The sequence below is a fragment of the Actinoplanes sp. NPDC023714 genome, from assembly GCF_040639855.1.
Taxonomy (GTDB): Bacteria; Actinomycetota; Actinomycetes; order Mycobacteriales; family Micromonosporaceae; genus Actinoplanes.
Genome location: NZ_JBFAAR010000002.1, coordinates 1,233,576 through 1,251,000 on the forward strand (window position 1 = coordinate 1,233,576; position 17,425 = coordinate 1,251,000).

Sequence of the window (17,425 nt, forward strand, 5' to 3'; positions counted from 1 at the left end):
GTCGTCATGGGACACCAATCGGGAGAGCTGATCGGCGGCCGGTACCGCCTCGACGACCGGATCGCCTCCGGTGGCATGGGCGAGGTGTGGCGCGCGACCGACACCACCCTGGGCCGCGACGTCGCCGTCAAGACCATGCACGCCGACCGGGCGGCCGACCCGCAGTTCCAGACCCGGTTCCGGCACGAGGCACAGGCCATGGCCGCGCTGCACCATCCGGGCATCGCTGACGTGTACGACTACGGCCAGGAGCCGGACCAGGACGCCTACCTGGTGATGGCGCGGGTGGACGGGGTGCCGCTGGACCGCAGGATCGGTGAACAGGGCCGGCTCTCGCCCGCCGAAACCCTGTCGATCGTCTCGCAGGCGGGACGGGCCCTGCAGGCCGTGCACGGTGCCGGCATCGTGCACCGCGACGTCAAACCCGGCAATCTGATCATTCAGCCGGACGGCGCCGTCGTCCTGGTGGACTTCGGCATCTCCCGGTCGGCACGCTCCGAGGCCCGCACCGCCGCGGGCGAGGTCGTCGGGACCGCGAACTACATCGCGCCGGAGCAGGTCTCGCAGAGCCCGGTCGGCCCGGCCGCCGACGTGTACGCCCTGGGCGCCGTGGCATACCACTGCCTCGCCGGGCATCCGCCGTTCCTGGGCGGGACGGCGGTGGCCGTGGCCCTGCAGCACCTGCGCGACCAGCCGCCCGCCCTGCCCGCGGACGTGCCTCCGCAGGTCCGGGACCTGGTCTTCACAGCTCTCGCCAAGGACCCGCAGCAACGCTTCGCGTCGGCGGCGGCCATGGCCGCGGCCGCCGATCGGCTCGCCGGTGCGGCGCCGGCGGAGTCCGCCACGATGCTGATCACGCCGGCGGCCACGACCGTGCGGGCGAGCTCGGCAGCGCCCGCGGACCAGCCCGCCGCGCGCGGCCGACCGGCACTCATCGCCGTGCTGGCCGCCCTGCTGGTGCTGATCGGGGCGGGCAGTGTCCTGGCCTTCGCCGACCCGTTCGACTGGTTCCCCGCCACCCCGGTGCCGTCCACCTCGGTGCCGTCCGCCTCGGTTCCCGCCGAACCGTCCGCGACCCCACCAGCCCGCCCACCGCAGAACGGCGGCGCGGGCGGGCAGACCAGCCGGCCGGCGACCACCACGGCTCCCCCCAGCTCGCCCACCCCGGACGGCAGTTCCCCCGTACCGGTGACCAGCTCACCCACGCCGGCGAGCAGCTCCCCGCCGCCGCCCGCGTCACCCTCCAAGGAGGTCAGCAGTGAACCCCCGGCAAGCAGCCCCAGCTCCACGGCCCCGCGGGCCGGAGCGTAGCCGCGTCCGCATCGAGGTCGTCCGGGACGTCACCAGCGAGCTCGTCGACGCCCTCGGCAGGCTGGTGCCCCAGCTGTCCAGGACCGCGGCGCCCGTCACCGCAGCGACGGTGCGGGCCGTCGCCGGCCGGCCGGGCAATCACCTGCTGATAGCGCGTGCCGGCGGCGCGATCGTCGGCACCCTCACCCTCGTCGTGTTCCCGATACCCACCGGGGTGCGGGCCTGGATCGAGGACGTCGTCGTCGATGAGGCCGCTCGTGGCCACGGCGCCGGCACCGCCCTGATCCAGCGGGCCGTCCGGATCGCGCACGACGCCGGGGCACGGACCGTCGACCTCACGTCGCGGCCATCCCGCCCCGCGGCCAACCACCTTTACGAACGTCTGGGATTCCGGGTCCGCGACTCTCATCTCTACCGCCTCGCACGCCAGGAGGACTGACATGAACACCACCGAGAAGACCCGGCCGCCGGTGGCGGCGCGCCGCACCGGCTACGGCGTCGCCGCGGCGCTCGCCGTGGTCATGCTCTATCTGATCAACGGCGCTCCCGGCTGGGACGCGGTGCCGTTCCTGACCGCGGACACCGCCGGCGTCATCCCGCTGGTCAACCTCTCCCTCATCGTGGGTCTGGTCGTCGATCTCACCGAGCTGGTGGCCGACCCGCCCTGGCTCGTCGCGCTCGGCGGCATCCTCTCCACGGCCGCCGGGTTGCCGGCGCTGATCGCCCTGTGGCGGGTCTTTCCGTTCGACTTCGGCACCGCGGCGTTCGACTGGGCGCTGCTGACCCGCGTGGTGCTCGTCGTGGGTGTCGCCGGCAGTGTCATCGGGTTGATCGCGCAGAGCGTGCGGCTGGCAGGCGCCCTGCACGGCCGGCCGGTGGCACACGCCCGCCCCGCCGATCGATGACGGTACGGGGCCGGTGGGTGCACCCACCGGCCCCGGCCACCTGCGGCGCGTCATCCGGCCAGGAACACCGGGCAGTGCCCGTGGTGCAGCACGAAACGACCCACCGGGCCGAGCCGGTGACGTCCGGCTGCCCGGCCGATCACGAGCGCGGCGGCCCGGGTGGAGGCCTCGACCAGCTCGGCCGCCGGGTCACCGACCACGGTACGACGCAGCACGGCGACACCACCGATCCGCTCCGAGCGGTCCGGCACACCGGCGGGCTCATCGGTGACGTGCAGCAGGACCACCGTGCAGCCGCGGATGCGCGCCTCGCACAGCGCGAATGACGTCGCCTCGGCCGAGGTTCCCGAGCCGTCGATGCCGACGATCAACGGCCGTCCGGCCGGCTCCGGCCCTGCCACCGCGTCGGACACCCCCACGACCAGCACCGGTCCGGGATGCCGATCCGCGACACGATCCGCGACGCTGTGCCGGAGCACACCCGCGAGCGGCCCGTGCCGGTGACCGACCACGATCAAATCGGTGCCGGCGGCAGCCGACAGCAGCACTTCACTGGCGCCCATACCCACCGTGATGCGGGTGGTGACGGCCAGTTCCGGCGCCCGCTCCCGCACCCGCCGGGTGAGGCGGCGCAGCAGCTGGGAGTCCCGCGGCGGTGTTCCGGCATGAGCGATCAGCAGGGCGTGCCCCCGCAAGCCGGCCTCGATCGCCGCGTGGTCCACGGCGACATGATCCCCCGCCGTGTCGTCGACACCCACCACCACCGTGCCGGGCACCGTGGCGGGCTCGGCAGGGCCGGCCGCCGGCACGGCGGTGTAAGGGTCGGTGTAGGAGAACGAGCCGAGGTAACGGTTGATCACCTCGCCGTATGCCGTGCTCCGGCGCGAGGCACCTGCCTGGTGTCGCGCCTCCTGCTCCACCTCGAACTTGCCGAGCTCGCTCATGGCAGCCTCCCGAGCCCCTCTGCGCGATCCGCGCCGGGAACGAGAACGGCACCCCGGAAACCAGCGGGGCGCCGGCGACGCTGCCGACGCTCCTCACCTCCATGACACCGCGATCCACCCCGCCCGGACAGTGCTGACCGGACCGGATCGCGGGCCATCAGCCCCTGCTCAGCACTTTCGGGACCACCGGCCCTGCCCGCTCCCCCGCCCGACGGCACACACTGACGGCACACGATCAATCACAACGAGGTGATCGCCATGACCAACGCGGTGATGCACTGGGAGATCGGTGGGCGGGACCTGCCCGCACTGCGCGAGTTCTACGCCAAGACATTCGGCTGGACCATCGACGACGCCGGCGAGGACTACTGTCTGGTCGAACCGGTCGGCGGGGGAACCGGCGGCGGGCTGATGCAGACGCCGCCGGGGATGCCGGCGTACGTCACCATCTACATCGACGTCACGGATCTGACCGCGACACTGCACACGATCATCGAGAGCGGCGGTACCCTGCTCAAGCCGCCCACCCGGATCAACGACTCCCTCACGTTCGCGCTCTTCCAGGATCCGGCGGGCAACACCGTCGGGCTGCTGCAGGGCGCGCCGCTGATCGGCAGCTGAACCGGCGCGGCACACGGGTGCGCGGCCCGGAGGCCGTGCACCCGCTGACCGTTCATCGGGAGGATTCCACCGTCGCCAACGACCCGTTGAACCCCTTCTGCTCGGCCGCCGTCGCCTGTCCCGGCCGGCTCACCCGGTCGAAGAAGCGGAGCAACTCGACCGGGAACGGCATGACCAGCGTGCTGTTCTTCTCCGCCGCCACATCCACGACCGTCTGCAACAGCCGCAACTGCAACGCACCCGGAGTCGCCGCCATGGCCTGAGCCGCATCGGCCAGCCGCCGGGACGCCTGGTACTCCCCGTCAGCGGCGATCACCCGCGCCCGGCGTTCCCGTTCCGCCTCGGCCTGTCGCGACATCGACCGTTTCATCGAGTCCGGCAGCGCCACGTCCTTGACCTCCACCCGCTCGATCAGCACCCCCCAGGGCTTCTCGGTCGGGGCGTCGATCGCCGCCTTGAGCTCCGCGTTGATCCGCTCCCGGTCGCCGAGCACCGTGTCCAGGTCGGCCCGGCCGATGACCGAGCGCATCGACGTCTGCGCCACCTGCAACACCGCCGCACCGTACGCCCGCACGTTGACCAGCACCCGGATCGGGTCGAGGACCCGGTAGTAGACCACCGCGTCCACCGTCAACGTGACGTTGTCCCGGGTGATCGAACCCTGCGCGGGAACTGGCATCACGACGGTCTGCATGGACACCTTCACCATGCGATCCACCAGCGGGATGATGAACCGCAGGCCCGGCTCGCGAGGCGGCTCCAACACCCGCCCGAACCGGAAGACCACTCCACGCTGGTACTGCTGAACGACCTGCAGGCTGAGCCACAGCAGCACCAGCACGACGACGGCGACGCCCGCGACGATCCACCAGGTCTCCATGATTCACGCTCCTTCGACCGGTGGCAGACCGGGCAGCCGCCCGGCTCATTCCAGCTTCGATCCGCGACCTCCGGCGCCGGCAGGGTATTTCGGCCCGGTTCCTCAACCCCGGCAGGGGTTGCGTCGTGCCACGTCCAGCAGGTGCACGACCTGGTCATCGCTGACCGGGCGGAAGTCCTTGTAGAACCGGCCGACGGCTCCGAAGTCGGTGGGCTGCCGCAGGCACACCACTCGGTCGGCCACCTCGGCGAAGGCACCCGTCGCCTCCTGCGGCGCGACCGGCACCGCCACGATCACCTTGCCCGCCCCCAGCGCCCGGGCGACCCGGCAGGCGACCCGGGCCGTCGCGCCCGTGGCGATCCCATCGTCGACCACGACCGCGGTCCTCGCGTGCAGCGCGATCCGGGGCCGGTCACCACGCAACGCCTTCACCCGATGCTCGAGCTCGACCCAGGCGTGGGCCTGCGTGGCGGCCACCACCTGGGGGTCGATACGGCTGGAGTCCAGAAGGCCCTGGTTGACGATGGTGGCACCGTCCTCGCCGACCGCACCCATGGCCACCTCAGGCTGCCATGGAACACCGACCTTGCGAACAACGATCACCTCCAGTGGGAGGTCGAGAAGCCGGGCCACCTCGAACGCCACGACGACACCGCCACGGGGCAGTCCCAGCACGACAGCGTCGCTGCCGCGCAGATCCGCCAGCACGTGACCGAGCAGCCGACCGGCCTCCCGCCGATCACGAAACATCACGCACCTCCGGTCAGCCGTTGATCGCCGCAGGCTCCGGCATCGACTCCGCCGCCGAGCTGTCCGGTTCCTGCCGCGGGACGGCCTGGCCGGTGCCGACGTCGAAGAAGTACGCCGCATCAAGATCCACTGCGAGCCGGACGGGCCGGCCGATCACCAGGTCAGCGTGTTGCTTGACCTTGGCAGTCCAGAGCCGGGAGCCGGTGGTGTCGTCCACCGCGACCGGCACCTCGACGTCACCGGGGTGCGCAGCGGCCGTACCGCCGCTGGGCGCCTCGAACAACACGTGTTTCTCGTCGCCGAGCGCCTCCACGCCCAGCGGAACAACCTGGATCACCGCGGCCGAGTCCCGGCCGGCCAGCGAGAACGCCGACGGGCGCAGGCCGACCACCACGGACTCGTCCAGGTACGCGGTCAGGCCCGGATAGCGGCGCAACGCCCCGGCCATCGGGAATTCGGAACCGTCCAGGGCGATGGCGACCGGGTCACCGGGACGCAGGTGGACAGTCGCGAAGTTCATGCTGGGTGAACCCATGAAACCGGCGACGAACCGGTTGGCCGGCTTCAGGTACAGCTCCTCCGGCCTACCGACCTGTTGCAGCCGGCCGTTGTCGATCACGGCGATACGATCGCCGAGCGTCATGGCCTCCACCTGATCATGGGTGACATAGACGGTGGTGATCCGGTATCGCCGGTGCAGCCGGGCCAGCTCGGCGCGCATCGATACCCGCAGCTTGGCGTCGAGGTTCGACAGCGGCTCGTCGAGCAGGAAGACCCGTGGTTTGCGGACCAACGCCCGGCCCATGGCGACCCGCTGGCGCTGGCCACCCGAAAGCGCCTTGGGCTTACGGTCCAGCAGATCGTGCAGGCCGAGCAGGTGCGCGGTGTCGGTGACCTGAGCGCGCAGCTCTACGGGATCAACGTGCCGCAGCTTGAGGGCGAAGGCCATGTTCTCCTGCACCGTCATGTGCGGATAGAGCGCGTAGTTCTGGAACACCATGGCGATGTCGCGTTCCTTGGGCGCCCAGTCGGTCACCCGCTCACCGTCGATGAACACGTTCCCCGCGCTGATCTCCTCCAGCCCGGCGATCATCCGCAACACCGTCGATTTACCGCAACCCGACGGCCCGACGAGTACCAGGAACTCGCCGTCGCCGATGGTGAGACTGAGGTCGTCGACAGCCGTGGTCTTACCGGAGAACACCTTCGTGAGGTGGTCCAGCCGCACGACGGACATGCCGCCTCCTCCCCTCAGGCAGTCCGGCAGGTCCGACGCCCTTCCTCGCGAATCGCACGGGCCGCGTGTCACCTTCGAGCGTGGGCAGGCGCACCCACGATCGACCAGGGTCGATCGGCCCGGATCGAGGAGGTGACGTCCAGGCCGGTACGGCGCACACCGAAGGCAAGGGCCTGTCGGCCCTGGACGGCTGAGTCCGAACGCCCCACCCTGAGGGCAGTCAGGCGACACGAAGGCGTGATCACGATGGCGACCGATGCGTTCATCGACGATCCCGAGGACGCCGACACGCTGGCATCCGACGGCGGAATCGTCACCATCCGGCCGGTCCGGCCGGGCGACCGGGCAGCGCTGGCCGCCCTGTACGCCGGTGCGTCCCGGCGCAACCTGTGGCTACGGTTCTTCATCGTGCCGGGCCGGGCGACCCTGACCGCCGAACTGGACTCATTGTGCCGGCCGGAGACCGGCGACCGCCTGTCGGTGGTCGCCCTGGACGGCCCCGCCCTGATCGGTGTGGCATCCTGCGCCCGTCTCGACCCCGGCAGCCGGATGGCCGAGATCGCGCTCTTCGTCGCCGACGATCAGCACGGCCGCGGGATCGGCACACTCCTGCTCGAGTTCCTGGCCGCTCGGGCGCGCCGCGCCGGCATCACCGAGTTCGTCGGGTCCACGCTGCGCGCCAACACCGGCGCCCAGCGTCTCATCCAGGACTTCCATGCCCACGCGCGGACCAAGGCCGGCGCCGGGCTGGTCCGCCTGGACGTCGATCTCACCGACCAACCGGCATTCGACGAGGCCGTCGACGCCCGGGAGCGGGTCGCCGAGCGCGCCTCCCTGCGCTCACTGCTGGCCCCGGAATCGGTCGTGGTGGTCGGCGCCGGCCGGCACCACGGCGGTGTCGGCCACGAGGTGCTGTGCGCGCTGCGAGACTACGGTTTCCCCGGCCGCCTGTACGCCGTCAACCCGCACGGCATGCCGGTCTGCGGCATTCACGCCCATCGTCACCTGGCCGACCTTCCCGAGGCGCCGGACCTCGCGGTGATCGCGGTGGCGGCCGACCTGGTGCCCGGTATCCTCGACGCGGCCGGGCGGCGTGGCGTGCGCAGCGCCGTCGTGCTCAGCAAGGGATTCGGCGCCGCGAGAGCCGTCAATCGCCGCCGCCGCGCCGAAGTCCTCAAGATCGCCCGGGAACACGGGATGCGGCTGCTGGGCCCGGCCACCGTCGGCCTGATCAGCACGGATCCCCGTATCCGGCTCAATGCCTGCATGTCCCCGGTGCGACCACCGGTCGGCGGCCTCGCCATGGCGTCGCAGTCCGGCGCCGTCGGCATCGCGATGCTGGCGGCGGCGACCGAGAGCGGATGCGGGGTGTCGACCTTCGTGGCCCTGGGGGAGAAACTCGACGTCAGCAGCAACGACTTGATCGCGTACTGGTACGACGACCCACGCACCCGGGCGGTGGCCCTGCACCTGGAGTCCTTCGGCAATCCGCGCAAGTTCGCCCGCACGGTCCGCGCCCTCAGCCTGCGCAAACCCGTTCTCGCACTGGAGAGCGGGCGGTCCCGCGCCGGACGGGCCGGCTCCCGCGAGACGGTCGAGGCCCTGTTCACCCAGGCCGGCGTCATCCGCACCACCGGCATGGAGGAGGTGCTGGACACGGCGCGGATGCTCATCGATCAGCCGCTGCCGGCGGGACGCCGGATGGCGATCGTCGGCAACGGTGGCGGGTTGAACGTGCTCGCCGCCGACAGCGCCGAGGCACTCGGTTTCACCGTGTCGCCGCTGACCCGCGCGACGCGCCGCGAGCTTCCCCGCGGCCGCGACAACCCGGTGGACCTCGGGATGGACGCCGGCGCGGCGGCGATCGCCTCAGCAGCCGAGATCGTCGCGAACAGCGGCGAGGCCGACATCCTCCTGCTGATCATCGTGGCGACCAGGGCCAACGTCCCGGCGGGCATCGTCAAGGCACTCGGCGACGTCGTCGACGACCATCCCGACCTCACGATCGCGGCGGTCGTCACCGGAAGCGTCGACGATCTCCACCTCTTCGGCGGGAGAGGCGCGCCGGTCTTCACGGCGCCGGATCGCGCGATCCGGGCCCTGGCGTACGCTCACCAGTACGCGGCCTGGCGCCGGCAACCGCTCGGGCGCCGGCCACACCTGGCCGGTATCGATCGGAGATGCGCCCAGGCCGGGATCGATCAGGCCCTCGCCGCCGGCGACGACGTCCTTCCCCGCGACGCCGTACACGGCATTCTGAACGCCTACGGCATCAGCGTCGCGCCCACGACGTCCGCCGCCCCCGCCCTGACGATGACCGCCGGGATCCGGCACGACCCGCTGTTCGGCTCGGTGGTACGGCTCGCGTTGCGAGGCACCCCGGCCGGCCTGCTCGACGGTCACAGTCTGCGACTCGTACCGCTGACCGATCTCGACGCCCGGCGGATGTGGAGCGATCTGCGCGCCGCACGCCTGCTGACCGGCCGCCGCGACGGTCCGCCGGTGGACACGGCCGCCCTGGAGGAACTACTGCTGCGGCTGAGCCTGCTCGCCGAGAACCACCCGGAGATCGCCGAGGTGGAATTGACGCCGGCGCCGACCGGCCCGGGCGGGATCACGGTCACCGGCGCATCCCTGCGTCTCACACGCGCCGCGGCGGATTCCGACCCCTCGGTGCGCAGGCTCTCCGCGGCAGCCCGCGGCTGAGTGCAGGGAGAACAGGACTTCGGACCCTGTCCGCGTCAGCCGTGGTTTCTAACCTTGAGGTATCCCGCGGAGGTGACGCGATGTCCGTGATCCGCACACAGCAGTTGCACGAACTGGCCCGTCTGCACGATCCCGGCGGCATCCTGTCGGTGTACGTGACTGCCGACCCCCAAGCGGAGACTGCGGTGCCGGCACCCTGGCAGGTGAGCATCCCGCACCTGCTGGCAGAACTGGGCCGCACGCCGCCGGACGCGGCACTGCGACAACGCCTGTCCACGCTGCGACCGGAGCTGAACCGGCTGCTGGACGCCGCGGCGCCGGGCCGCGGGCGTGCCCTGTTCGCCGGGATACAGGGCGGCGGCGTGCGCCTGTTCCAGCTTCAGTGGCCGCTCGGCAACGGCGTCCGGCTCGGGCAGTCCGCGTACCTGCGCCCGCTCGCCACCGCGTACAGTGCGGGATCCCCGGCCGGCATCGTCGCGGTCACCGGCCACGGTGTCCGGCTGATCGACCACCGGGTCGGTGTCGCTGAGGAGATCAGCGCACTGCCGTACCCATCGCTGGTCTCGCCCGGGGTCGCCGCCGGCACCCGCCCGGGCCGCCGCAGCGGCACGCACCGCGATCTCGAGGACCGGCGGGCCTCCGCCCACCTCGAACGGTTCCTGGCCGAGAGCGCCGGCACGCTGATCCACCACTGCGCCCGGACAGATTGGGAGCATCTGCTGGTCACCGGCGACGGCGACCTGGTCGCCGCCTTCGTCGCCGGGCTGCCGCCTCTGCCCCACACCCGCGTGGTGACCGCCGGACACGTCATCGCCGCGGGGCTGGCGCCGTCGCGGATCGCCGCATCGACCGCCGCCGACCTGAACGCGGCCCGCGATCAGACCCACGCCCGGCTCGCCCGGCAGGCCTGCGACATGGCCTACGCCGGTGGCGCGGCGACCACCGGTCCGGCGGACACCCTGCGCGCCGCGCGGCAGGGCCGGGTACGCCGCCTGCTGCTGGACGCGGCGAGCGGAGGTGCCGCCGACGAGATGATCGAACACACGCTGCGCGGCGACGGTGACGTCACCCTGGCCGCCGGCGAGGCAGCCCGCGTCCTCGGCGCGAGTGGCGGAGTCGCGGCCCTGCTGCGGCCGTGACACCCGGATGTCCGCAGGCAGGCCGAAGGACCCTGTCCGGGGCAGGCCGGCACTGCCAGCATGGACGGTGCGGGACGGCAGACCGGCAGGTCGTCGACTGAGGCGAGGAAGGTGGCCGCGATGCGGCAGACCATCCGGCTCGGCAGGATCCACGGGATCCCCGTGGGCGTGCACTGGTCTGTGCTGCTGATCCTGGCGTTTCTCATCGACGGGCTTGCGGTCACCCTGCTGCCCACCGCAGTACCCGGTTATCCCGTGGCCGCGTACTGGCTGACCGCCGCCTGGATCGCGGTGCTGCTCCTCATCGCCCTGACCGGTCATGAGCTCGCGCACGCCCTGACCGCGCAGCGCTTCGGCATCGGGGTCGACTCGATCACCCTGTGGGCGCTCGGCGGGGTATCCGTGATCGACGATACGAGGCGGCGGCCTCGTACCGAAATGCTCGTGGCCCTGGCTGGCCCGGCGTTCAGCCTGGCCTTGGCCGCGATGTTCGCGGCGATGTCGTTCCCGGCACGGCTGCTGAGTTCCGATCTGCTTCCCTTCGGGTTCGCCTGGCTCGCCGGCGCCAACGTCGTGCTGGCGCTGTTCAACTCTCTGCCGGGCGCACCGCTCGACGGCGGGCGGATTCTCGCGGCGGCTCTGTGGTGGCTCCGGGGCGACCGCGTCGCGGCCCAGCGGATCGCCGCGTGGAGTGGCATGGTCCTGGGCCTCGCGCTGAGCGGCCTCGGCCTGATTCTGCTCCTCGGCTCCGCGACGACGACAGGCCTCTGGTTCGTGCTGCTCGGCTGGTACCTCGTCGTCGCCGCCCGCAGTGAGCAGAACGGCACCGAGCTGGCCGCACTGCTGCACGACGTCCGGGCAGGCGACGCCATGAGCGCACCTGCCGTGTGCGGCTACACCGGGCACACGGTGGCCGAGTTCGCCGCGGGTACGGCACGGTTCTGCCCCCACCGTGCCTACCCGGTCATCGACATCGACGGCCTTCTTGCCGGCATGGTCACCACCGCTGGCCTGGCGGCGGTGCCGGCGGAGCTGCGCAGCACGACCCGGCTCACCCGCATCATGATTCCGGCGGCGCGCCTGGCGTGCGCCGAGCCGGACGCGCCGGTGCTGGACGTCATCAGCGATATGAACAACCGTCTCCGGACCCTGGTGATCGTCGACCAGGGCCGGCCCTGCGGCGTCCTCACCGCAGGTGACATCGCCCGCGTGGCGGGTGTGACCCGGCTCGGCGTGCTTCCGGCGGAACGGCGCAGCGCCGATCCCGCCGCGTGACCTCATCTTTGCGGAGGGCATCGTGGGAACCGCGATCCAGACCTGGCAACTGAGCAAGACCTACCGCTCCCGGGCGGCCCTCGCGCCGATGGACCTCATCGTGCCCGACGACGTCGTCTTCGGCTATCTCGGCCCGAACGGGGCCGGCAAGACCACCACGATCCGGCTGTTCGCCGGCCTGCTGCGGCCCACCGGCGGGCGCGCGGCGGTCGGTGGGTTCGACGTGGTCCGGGAACGCGAGCAGGCGCAACGGCAGATCGGCTATCTGCCGGGAGATTTCACCGCCTATCCCCGGCTCACCGCGGCGGCGTATCTCGAGCATCTCGGTCATCTGCGCGGCGGCCCGGACCGGGCTCGCACCCGGTCGCTCGCCGACCGGCTGGACCTGGACCTGGGCGTACGCATCGGTGCGATGTCGCACGGCACGCGGCAGAAGGTCGGCATCGTGCAGGCGTTCATGCACTCACCCGCCCTGCTCGTCCTGGACGAGCCCACGGCCGGCCTCGACCCCCTGGTGCAGCGGGAGTTCCTCACGCTGGTCCGCGAGGCACGGGAGCAGGGCCGCACGGTGTTCCTGTCCTCCCACAACCTGTACGAGGTCGAGGCCGTCGCCGACATGGTCGGCATACTCGTGCGGGGCAGGCTCGCGCTGGTCGAGGCGGTCGAGAAGCTCAAGGCTCAGGCGGTACGCCGCATCGATCTCACCTTCGTCGGATCCCCACCGGACGCGATGTTGCACCGGATCCCCGCCGTCCGTGATGTCACCGTGGTCGGCAGAACCGCCCACCTGGTCGTCGAGGGGCACACCACACAACTGCTCAACGCGGCGTCGCCGTACGGGATCGAGCAGATCGTCACGCACGAACCGGACCTCGAGGACGTCTTCCTCAGCTACTTCGACACCCGGGAGTGATCGCGATGCGCTCCGTTCTCATCAAGGCTCTGTACGACCAGCGGCGTGCCCTGATCGGCTGGGGCGTCGGCCTGACTCTGATGGTTCTGCTCGAGACGGCGCTGTGGCCGTCGATCGGCAGGATGCCGGAGCTGGGGCAGTTCCTGGACAGCTACCCGGAGGCGATGCGGAAGCTGTTCAACATGGAGGAGTTCGGCACCGGCACCGGCTTCGTCAACGCGGAACTGTTCAGCGCGCTCGTTCCCGTGCTATTCCTCACGTACGCGATCGGACGCGGCGCGCGGGCCATCGCCGGCGAGGAGGAGGCCGGCACCCTGGACGTGCTGCTGGTGACCCCGGTGACCACCACCGGCCTGCTGCTTCAGCAGACCGGGGCCCTACTGGCAGGGCTGCTGATCCTCGGCGCCGTGCTGTACGCGGCGATCGTCCTCGGCTCGCTGCTGTTCGGCCTCGGCATCGGCCTGGTGCCGCTGCTGTCCGCGACGGTGGCCACGGTGCTGCTCGCCTGGGAGTTCGGGTGCCTCGCCCTGGCCGTCGGCGCGGTGACCGGGCGGCGTCCGGTCGCGATCGGCGTCGGCGCGGCGGCCGCGGTCGCCGGCTATCTGCTCTACGTCGCGGGCAAGCTGGTCCAGGCGATCGATCCCTGGCAGTCGCTGTCCCCGTTCGAGCAGGCCATGAGCGGCGGCCCGATCGGGGCGGGCTTCCGGCCGGCCTACCTGCTCATGCCCGCGGTGGCGCTGTTGTTCGTCGCGGCGGCGATGCCCCGGTTCGCCCGGCGCGACATCGCGGTCGCCCATTGAGACCCCTGTTCCCGCAGGCCGCGGGAACAGCATCGGAAAGGGATGACGACATGGCCGGCACGGTGGCAGTCACCGGTGCGGACGGATTCATCGGCTCGCACCTCACCGAAGGGCTGGTCGCGAACGGATACCGGGTCCGCGCGATGGTCCGCCACAACGCCTTCGACAGCGAGGGCTGGCTGGACACGCTCCCCCCGGATGTGCTGGCCGAGGTGGAGATCCTCGCCGGGGATGTCGAGGATCCGGCCGGCGTGGCACGGCTGGTGCGCGGTGCGCACACCGTCTATCACCTGGCCGCGCTGACCGCGATCTCGTACTCCTACCTGGCGCCGCGGTCCTACCTGAACACCAACGTCCTGGGCACCCTCAACGTCCTGGAAGCGGTGCGCGCCGAACGATGCGAGCGACTGATCCACACCTCGAGCAGCGAGATCTACGGCACCGCGCAGGGCGTCCCGATCACCGAGAGCCATCCCGTGCAGGCCCCGTCGCCGTACGCAGCGTCCAAAGTCGCCGCCGACAAACTGGTCGAGAGCTATCACCTCAGTTTCGGAGTGCCGGCCGTGACGCTGCGGCCGTTCAACACCTTCGGCCCGCGCCAGCCCGCGCGAGCCCTCATCCCGTCCGTGATCGCCCAGCTGCTGGCCGGCGCGAGCGAGATCCGCCTCGGCGCCACCGCGCCCACCCGCGACTTCACCTTCGTGGCCGACATCGTCGCCGCCTTCCTCGCCGTCGGCGCCGCCCCCGCGACGACCGTGATCGGCGAGACGTTCAACGCCGGGTCCGGACAGGAGATCTCGATCGGTGACCTGGCGGCCCGCGCCGGCGAGCTCGCCGGCCGCCGGGTGCCGGTGCTCCTGGAGAGCCGCCGCGTCCACCCGCCACGCTCGCAGGCCCGGCGCCTGGTCTGCGACAGCACCAGACTGCGTGACCACACCGGCTGGCGGCCCCGGTACAGCCTCGACGACGGCCTCAAGACGACCGTCGCCTGGTTCCTCGATCCGGACAATCTGGCCCGGTACCACCTCGCCCGATCCCCCCGGTGAACGGCACGGCGACCTACGGGACCTCCGGCCCTGGCGGATTCCCGCCGGGGTCATGAGACTGACGGCCATGGCCTCCCGCGGCGGCAACCCGGACCGCGACGCACCCGCAGGACGGAGCGCGGCGCTCAGCCGCTGGGCGTCCGGCCGCAGCCTCTACCTGGATGATCTGAAGGTCATCCTGGTGGCGGCGGTGATCGGCGGGCACGCCCTGATCGGCTACTCGGCGTTCGACTGGTGGTCCTACTCCGACGTCCGCGAGGTTACCCTGTCGCCGGTCACGGTCGGTGTCCTCATGGCGGTGGCGGTCCCGTTCGGCATGATCGTGATTCCGCTGCTGTTCCTGATCGCCGGCCTTCTCACCCCGCCGTCACTGCGCCGGCACGGCGTCGCCGGATACGCCCGGAGCCGCCTGCTCCGGCTCGGCGTGCCCTTCGCGGTGTTCGCGCTGCTGCTGTGGCCGTACCTGGAGTACGCGTTGTTCCGGCTGGCCGGCCATGTCGACGTCTCCTATCCGGCGTATCTGCGCGTGGTGGGCACCCTGGACACCGGCGTCCTGTGGTTCATCGGCGCCCTGCTGATGTTCTCCCTGGCCTATGCCGCGGGTGTGACGATCGGCCGGGGCCGGCGATGGCCGGGGCCGGGCGAGGCCCGCGCCCGAGATCTGCTCACCCTCACCGCCGCCGTGGTGGTGGTGACGTTCCTGCTCCGGCTCGTGCTGCCCTACGAGACGGACAGCCCATACATCGATGTCAATCTATGGGAATGGCCTCTCTGCGCCGCGCTGTTCGGGCTGGGGGTCGCCATGTCCCGGCACGGGTGGGCGACCACGGTGCCGGACCGGCTACGCCGGCGGTGCCGGGCGGTGACACTCGCGGCCGCCGTGGCGGCAGGGACCTTCCTGGGCGTGGTGCTCGCCACCGGGATTACCGAGGACCAACTCGCGGGCGGGTGGCGCTGGCCCGCACTGCTGTTCGTCGCCGGCGAGACCGTGATCGCCGTGTTCGGGCCGGTGTGGCTGCTGGCGGCGGCCCAGACCCATCTGGGCCGCCGGCCGCGCCGCTGGGGACCGGCCGTCGCGCGCAGTGCCTACGGCGCCTTCATGGTGCAGGGGCTGGTGCTGTTCGCGCTGGCCGTCACGCTCCGGGCGGCGCCGGCGCCGGCCGAGGTCAAGGCGTTGGTGGTGGCGGTGGCAGGGATCGCCGGGTCGTACGGCCTCAGCTGGTTGCTGATCAGCCGGGTGCCGCTCGCCGCCCGGCTCCTCTGACCCGCCGGGAGGCTCCTGGACCAGCGGCCGGCGCGGGAGCGGCTCGGCGTCCTGGATGTCGGCGAGCAGGCGTAGACCGCGGACGGCGCCCGATCGACGGTCACCGCGAGGTCGAAGCGTCCACTCTGGGCGTGCTCCCCCGCCACGCACCTCCTAGGTTCCGGCCACGATCCGGACCCCCGGGGCCGGCGAAGACCACGCTGACGTGGCCGTCCTCGAACCAGCGCACGTAGTACGGGGGCCGCCCGTCGGCGTGCACGAGCGTCGTGACGACGCCGACCCGCCGGTGTTCCCCGACCGGTCCGCCGTCGATGATGACGTGGTCTCCGACCCTGGCTCTCATGATCGGGCCTCCCCGGTGCCGTCCCTGCGGGCCGGGCGGGCGCGCACCGCGCGCCCGCCGTCCGCCCGTTCATGCCGTGCGGAAGAGCTGGGACCCTTTCGCCCTGCTCACCAGCAGGACGGACATGGTTCCGTACCGGCTGATGCCGATGACCCGAACCTCGCGGTCGACGGCCGGTCGCGGGTACACCGTGACCCGGCCCTTGCTCCAGCGGAACGGCACACCGAAGTCGCCGCCACCGGCGGGATTCACGTTCCACGCCGTGCCACCGGCCTCACCACGGTCGTTGATGACCTCGGCGAAGATGGACTGTCCCGGCACCGGCAGAACGGTCATCCGGTGGTGTCGCCAGAGCACCGCCCGGTTGCCGTGGCCGGTGGCGAACTGCACCCTTCCGGCGACCACACCGTGCCGGTTGATGGCGGTTGCGTCGCCGGAAGTCGCCGCGGTGCCGCGCAGCAGGTCGGTCATCCGGCCGTGCTGCCACAGGAACGGGTGGTCCATGAACGAATCCTTGGTCTGGCTGTCGCCGGCAACCTGGCCGCGGTCGTTGATCGCGACCGCCTCGCTGCGTGCGCCGCCCAGGGTGCCCAGCCACCGCAACCGGCCGTGCTGCCACAGCACCGCCTTCGCGTTCCAGGTGCCCTTCGGCGTCACGACGCCGATGGCCTGACCGTGGTTGTTCACCGCGACACCTTCGCTCCGCGCACCGGCGGGCTGGGCCAGCAGGGTCAGCCGCCCGCGCTGCCAGAGGAAGGCGCGAGAGGAGCCGTCGTCGTAGAAGGCGGTGCCGACCACCTGGCCGCGGTTGTTGACCGACGCCACGTAGTAGCGGGTGCCGGCCGGATTCCAGCGGTAGGTGACCTTGCCCTTGTGCCACCGGAACATGCCGCCCCGGCCGCGATTCATCTCCCCGGCGATGTAGCGGTTGTCGCTGATCGCCCACGCCGACGCGTCGGGGACCCGCAGCGCGATGGGATTGCGCCGGCCCTGCCACCAGACGGCGGCCTGCCACGTGCCCGCGCGGTTCTGGGTGCTGCCGGCCAGGTCGCCACGGGCGTTGGCCTGCCCGGCCGTCGATTCGCGGCCACCCAGCGTGCGCAGGGCGATGAGGCGGCCGGTCGCGGCCTGCGGGGCTGCCGTCTGCGGGACCGCCGTCTGCGGTGCGGCCGCCGCTGCCGCGGGTGCGGGTGCGGCGACGGCGATGCTCAGCAACGCCGCCGACAACACGGTGGAGATTCGATTTCGTACGCGCATGTCCTCCTCCTCGGCCGCGCGGGGTCACCCGGGC

Annotated in this window: 17 protein-coding genes; 11 read left to right on the forward strand and 6 right to left on the reverse strand. The window is 71.8% G+C overall.

Annotated features, from left to right (window positions below; translation table 11 throughout):
* The first annotated feature begins 6 nt into the window (after nucleotides 1–6).
* The 3 genes from AB0G10_RS13880 to AB0G10_RS13890 are packed head-to-tail and all read left to right on the forward strand — an operon-like array spanning nucleotide 7 to nucleotide 2,216.
* A complete protein-coding gene (locus AB0G10_RS13880) occupies nucleotides 7–1,311 on the forward strand; it encodes a protein kinase (RefSeq protein WP_360919879.1) in 1,305 nt (434 codons plus the stop codon).
* On the forward strand, nucleotides 1,259–1,750 hold the full coding sequence (locus AB0G10_RS13885) for a GNAT family N-acetyltransferase (RefSeq protein WP_360919881.1): 492 nt from the start codon (nucleotides 1,259–1,261) through the stop codon (nucleotides 1,748–1,750). Before AB0G10_RS13880 ends, AB0G10_RS13885 begins: the two co-directional genes overlap by 53 nt.
* 1 nt (nucleotide 1,751) lies before the next feature.
* Nucleotides 1,752–2,216 (forward strand): hypothetical protein, encoded by a 465-nt coding sequence (locus tag AB0G10_RS13890; protein WP_360919883.1) that lies wholly within the window; start codon nucleotides 1,752–1,754, stop codon nucleotides 2,214–2,216.
* Between the two features lie 50 nt (nucleotides 2,217–2,266).
* On the opposite strand, the gene AB0G10_RS13895 is transcribed toward AB0G10_RS13890, so the two are convergent.
* Nucleotides 2,267–3,160: a universal stress protein gene (locus AB0G10_RS13895; RefSeq protein ID WP_360919885.1), complete on the reverse strand. Its 894-nt coding sequence runs from the start codon at nucleotides 3,158–3,160 to the stop codon at nucleotides 2,267–2,269.
* A 258-nt stretch (nucleotides 3,161–3,418) separates the two neighbouring features.
* Between AB0G10_RS13895 and AB0G10_RS13900 the strand changes: the two genes are divergently transcribed.
* Nucleotides 3,419–3,781, forward strand: coding sequence for a VOC family protein (locus tag AB0G10_RS13900; protein ID WP_360919888.1), 363 nt, complete (start codon nucleotides 3,419–3,421; stop codon nucleotides 3,779–3,781).
* 52 nt (nucleotides 3,782–3,833) lie between these two features.
* On the opposite strand, the gene AB0G10_RS13905 is transcribed toward AB0G10_RS13900, so the two are convergent.
* From AB0G10_RS13905 to AB0G10_RS13915, 3 genes are all read right to left on the reverse strand, one after another.
* Nucleotides 3,834–4,661 carry an SPFH domain-containing protein gene (locus AB0G10_RS13905; protein ID WP_360919891.1) on the reverse strand — a complete coding sequence of 276 codons (828 nt, stop codon included), beginning with the start codon at nucleotides 4,659–4,661 and terminating at the stop codon, nucleotides 3,834–3,836.
* Between the two features lie 102 nt (nucleotides 4,662–4,763).
* Entirely contained in the window at nucleotides 4,764–5,411 is a 648-nt protein-coding gene (locus tag AB0G10_RS13910) for a phosphoribosyltransferase family protein (protein WP_360919894.1), read from the reverse strand.
* A 13-nt stretch (nucleotides 5,412–5,424) separates the two neighbouring features.
* Nucleotides 5,425–6,648, reverse strand: a complete 1,224-nt coding sequence (locus AB0G10_RS13915; protein WP_360919897.1) for an ABC transporter ATP-binding protein — start codon at nucleotides 6,646–6,648, stop codon at nucleotides 5,425–5,427.
* 246 nt (nucleotides 6,649–6,894) lie between these two features.
* Between AB0G10_RS13915 and AB0G10_RS13920 the strand changes: the two genes are divergently transcribed.
* The 7 genes from AB0G10_RS13920 (at nucleotide 6,895) to AB0G10_RS13950 (ending at nucleotide 15,791) form a co-directional block, all read left to right on the forward strand.
* On the forward strand, nucleotides 6,895–9,354 hold the full coding sequence (locus AB0G10_RS13920; RefSeq protein ID WP_360919900.1) for a GNAT family N-acetyltransferase: 2,460 nt from the start codon (nucleotides 6,895–6,897) through the stop codon (nucleotides 9,352–9,354).
* A gap of 80 nt (nucleotides 9,355–9,434) precedes the next feature.
* On the forward strand, nucleotides 9,435–10,493 hold the full coding sequence (locus tag AB0G10_RS13925) for a hypothetical protein (protein ID WP_360919903.1): 1,059 nt from the start codon (nucleotides 9,435–9,437) through the stop codon (nucleotides 10,491–10,493).
* 120 nt (nucleotides 10,494–10,613) lie between these two features.
* Nucleotides 10,614–11,768: a site-2 protease family protein gene (locus AB0G10_RS13930; protein WP_360919906.1), complete on the forward strand. Its 1,155-nt coding sequence runs from the start codon at nucleotides 10,614–10,616 to the stop codon at nucleotides 11,766–11,768.
* A gap of 22 nt (nucleotides 11,769–11,790) precedes the next feature.
* Nucleotides 11,791–12,681 carry an ABC transporter ATP-binding protein gene (locus AB0G10_RS13935; protein ID WP_360919909.1) on the forward strand — a complete coding sequence of 297 codons (891 nt, stop codon included), beginning with the start codon at nucleotides 11,791–11,793 and terminating at the stop codon, nucleotides 12,679–12,681.
* A 5-nt stretch (nucleotides 12,682–12,686) separates the two neighbouring features.
* Nucleotides 12,687–13,481 (forward strand): ABC transporter permease subunit, encoded by a 795-nt coding sequence (locus AB0G10_RS13940; RefSeq protein ID WP_360919911.1) that lies wholly within the window; start codon nucleotides 12,687–12,689, stop codon nucleotides 13,479–13,481.
* A 50-nt stretch (nucleotides 13,482–13,531) separates the two neighbouring features.
* A complete protein-coding gene (locus AB0G10_RS13945) occupies nucleotides 13,532–14,527 on the forward strand; it encodes an SDR family NAD(P)-dependent oxidoreductase (protein ID WP_360919914.1) in 996 nt (331 codons plus the stop codon).
* A 52-nt stretch (nucleotides 14,528–14,579) separates the two neighbouring features.
* Nucleotides 14,580–15,791, forward strand: coding sequence for an acyltransferase (locus AB0G10_RS13950; protein WP_360919917.1), 1,212 nt, complete (start codon nucleotides 14,580–14,582; stop codon nucleotides 15,789–15,791).
* A gap of 100 nt (nucleotides 15,792–15,891) precedes the next feature.
* On the opposite strand, the gene AB0G10_RS13955 is transcribed toward AB0G10_RS13950, so the two are convergent.
* Both AB0G10_RS13955 and AB0G10_RS13960 read right to left on the reverse strand, forming a co-directional pair.
* Nucleotides 15,892–16,134 carry a DUF1918 domain-containing protein gene (locus tag AB0G10_RS13955; protein ID WP_360919920.1) on the reverse strand — a complete coding sequence of 81 codons (243 nt, stop codon included), beginning with the start codon at nucleotides 16,132–16,134 and terminating at the stop codon, nucleotides 15,892–15,894.
* A 69-nt stretch (nucleotides 16,135–16,203) separates the two neighbouring features.
* Nucleotides 16,204–17,391: a hypothetical protein gene (locus AB0G10_RS13960; protein WP_360919922.1), complete on the reverse strand. Its 1,188-nt coding sequence runs from the start codon at nucleotides 17,389–17,391 to the stop codon at nucleotides 16,204–16,206.
* Nucleotides 17,392–17,425: the final 34 nt, after the last annotated feature.

What these genes read in the sequence shown, in the direction of transcription:
- AB0G10_RS13880 (WP_360919879.1), top strand. Translation starts at nt 7, where the DNA reads ATGGGACACCAATCGGGAGAGCTGATCGGCGGCCGGTACCGCCTCGAC.
- AB0G10_RS13890 (WP_360919883.1), top strand. Translation starts at nt 1,752, where the DNA reads ATGAACACCACCGAGAAGACCCGGCCGCCGGTGGCGGCGCGCCGCACC.
- AB0G10_RS13895 (WP_360919885.1), bottom strand. Translation starts at nt 3,160, where the DNA reads ATGAGCGAGCTCGGCAAGTTCGAGGTGGAGCAGGAGGCGCGACACCAG.
- AB0G10_RS13900 (WP_360919888.1), top strand. Translation starts at nt 3,419, where the DNA reads ATGACCAACGCGGTGATGCACTGGGAGATCGGTGGGCGGGACCTGCCC.
- AB0G10_RS13905 (WP_360919891.1), bottom strand. Translation starts at nt 4,661, where the DNA reads ATGGAGACCTGGTGGATCGTCGCGGGCGTCGCCGTCGTCGTGCTGGTG.
- AB0G10_RS13910 (WP_360919894.1), bottom strand. Translation starts at nt 5,411, where the DNA reads ATGTTTCGTGATCGGCGGGAGGCCGGTCGGCTGCTCGGTCACGTGCTG.
- AB0G10_RS13915 (WP_360919897.1), bottom strand. Translation starts at nt 6,648, where the DNA reads ATGTCCGTCGTGCGGCTGGACCACCTCACGAAGGTGTTCTCCGGTAAG.
- AB0G10_RS13920 (WP_360919900.1), top strand. Translation starts at nt 6,895, where the DNA reads ATGGCGACCGATGCGTTCATCGACGATCCCGAGGACGCCGACACGCTG.
- AB0G10_RS13925 (WP_360919903.1), top strand. Translation starts at nt 9,435, where the DNA reads ATGTCCGTGATCCGCACACAGCAGTTGCACGAACTGGCCCGTCTGCAC.
- AB0G10_RS13930 (WP_360919906.1), top strand. Translation starts at nt 10,614, where the DNA reads ATGCGGCAGACCATCCGGCTCGGCAGGATCCACGGGATCCCCGTGGGC.
- AB0G10_RS13940 (WP_360919911.1), top strand. Translation starts at nt 12,687, where the DNA reads ATGCGCTCCGTTCTCATCAAGGCTCTGTACGACCAGCGGCGTGCCCTG.
- AB0G10_RS13945 (WP_360919914.1), top strand. Translation starts at nt 13,532, where the DNA reads ATGGCCGGCACGGTGGCAGTCACCGGTGCGGACGGATTCATCGGCTCG.
- AB0G10_RS13950 (WP_360919917.1), top strand. Translation starts at nt 14,580, where the DNA reads ATGAGACTGACGGCCATGGCCTCCCGCGGCGGCAACCCGGACCGCGAC.
- AB0G10_RS13955 (WP_360919920.1), bottom strand. Translation starts at nt 16,134, where the DNA reads ATGAGAGCCAGGGTCGGAGACCACGTCATCATCGACGGCGGACCGGTC.
- AB0G10_RS13960 (WP_360919922.1), bottom strand. Translation starts at nt 17,391, where the DNA reads ATGCGCGTACGAAATCGAATCTCCACCGTGTTGTCGGCGGCGTTGCTG.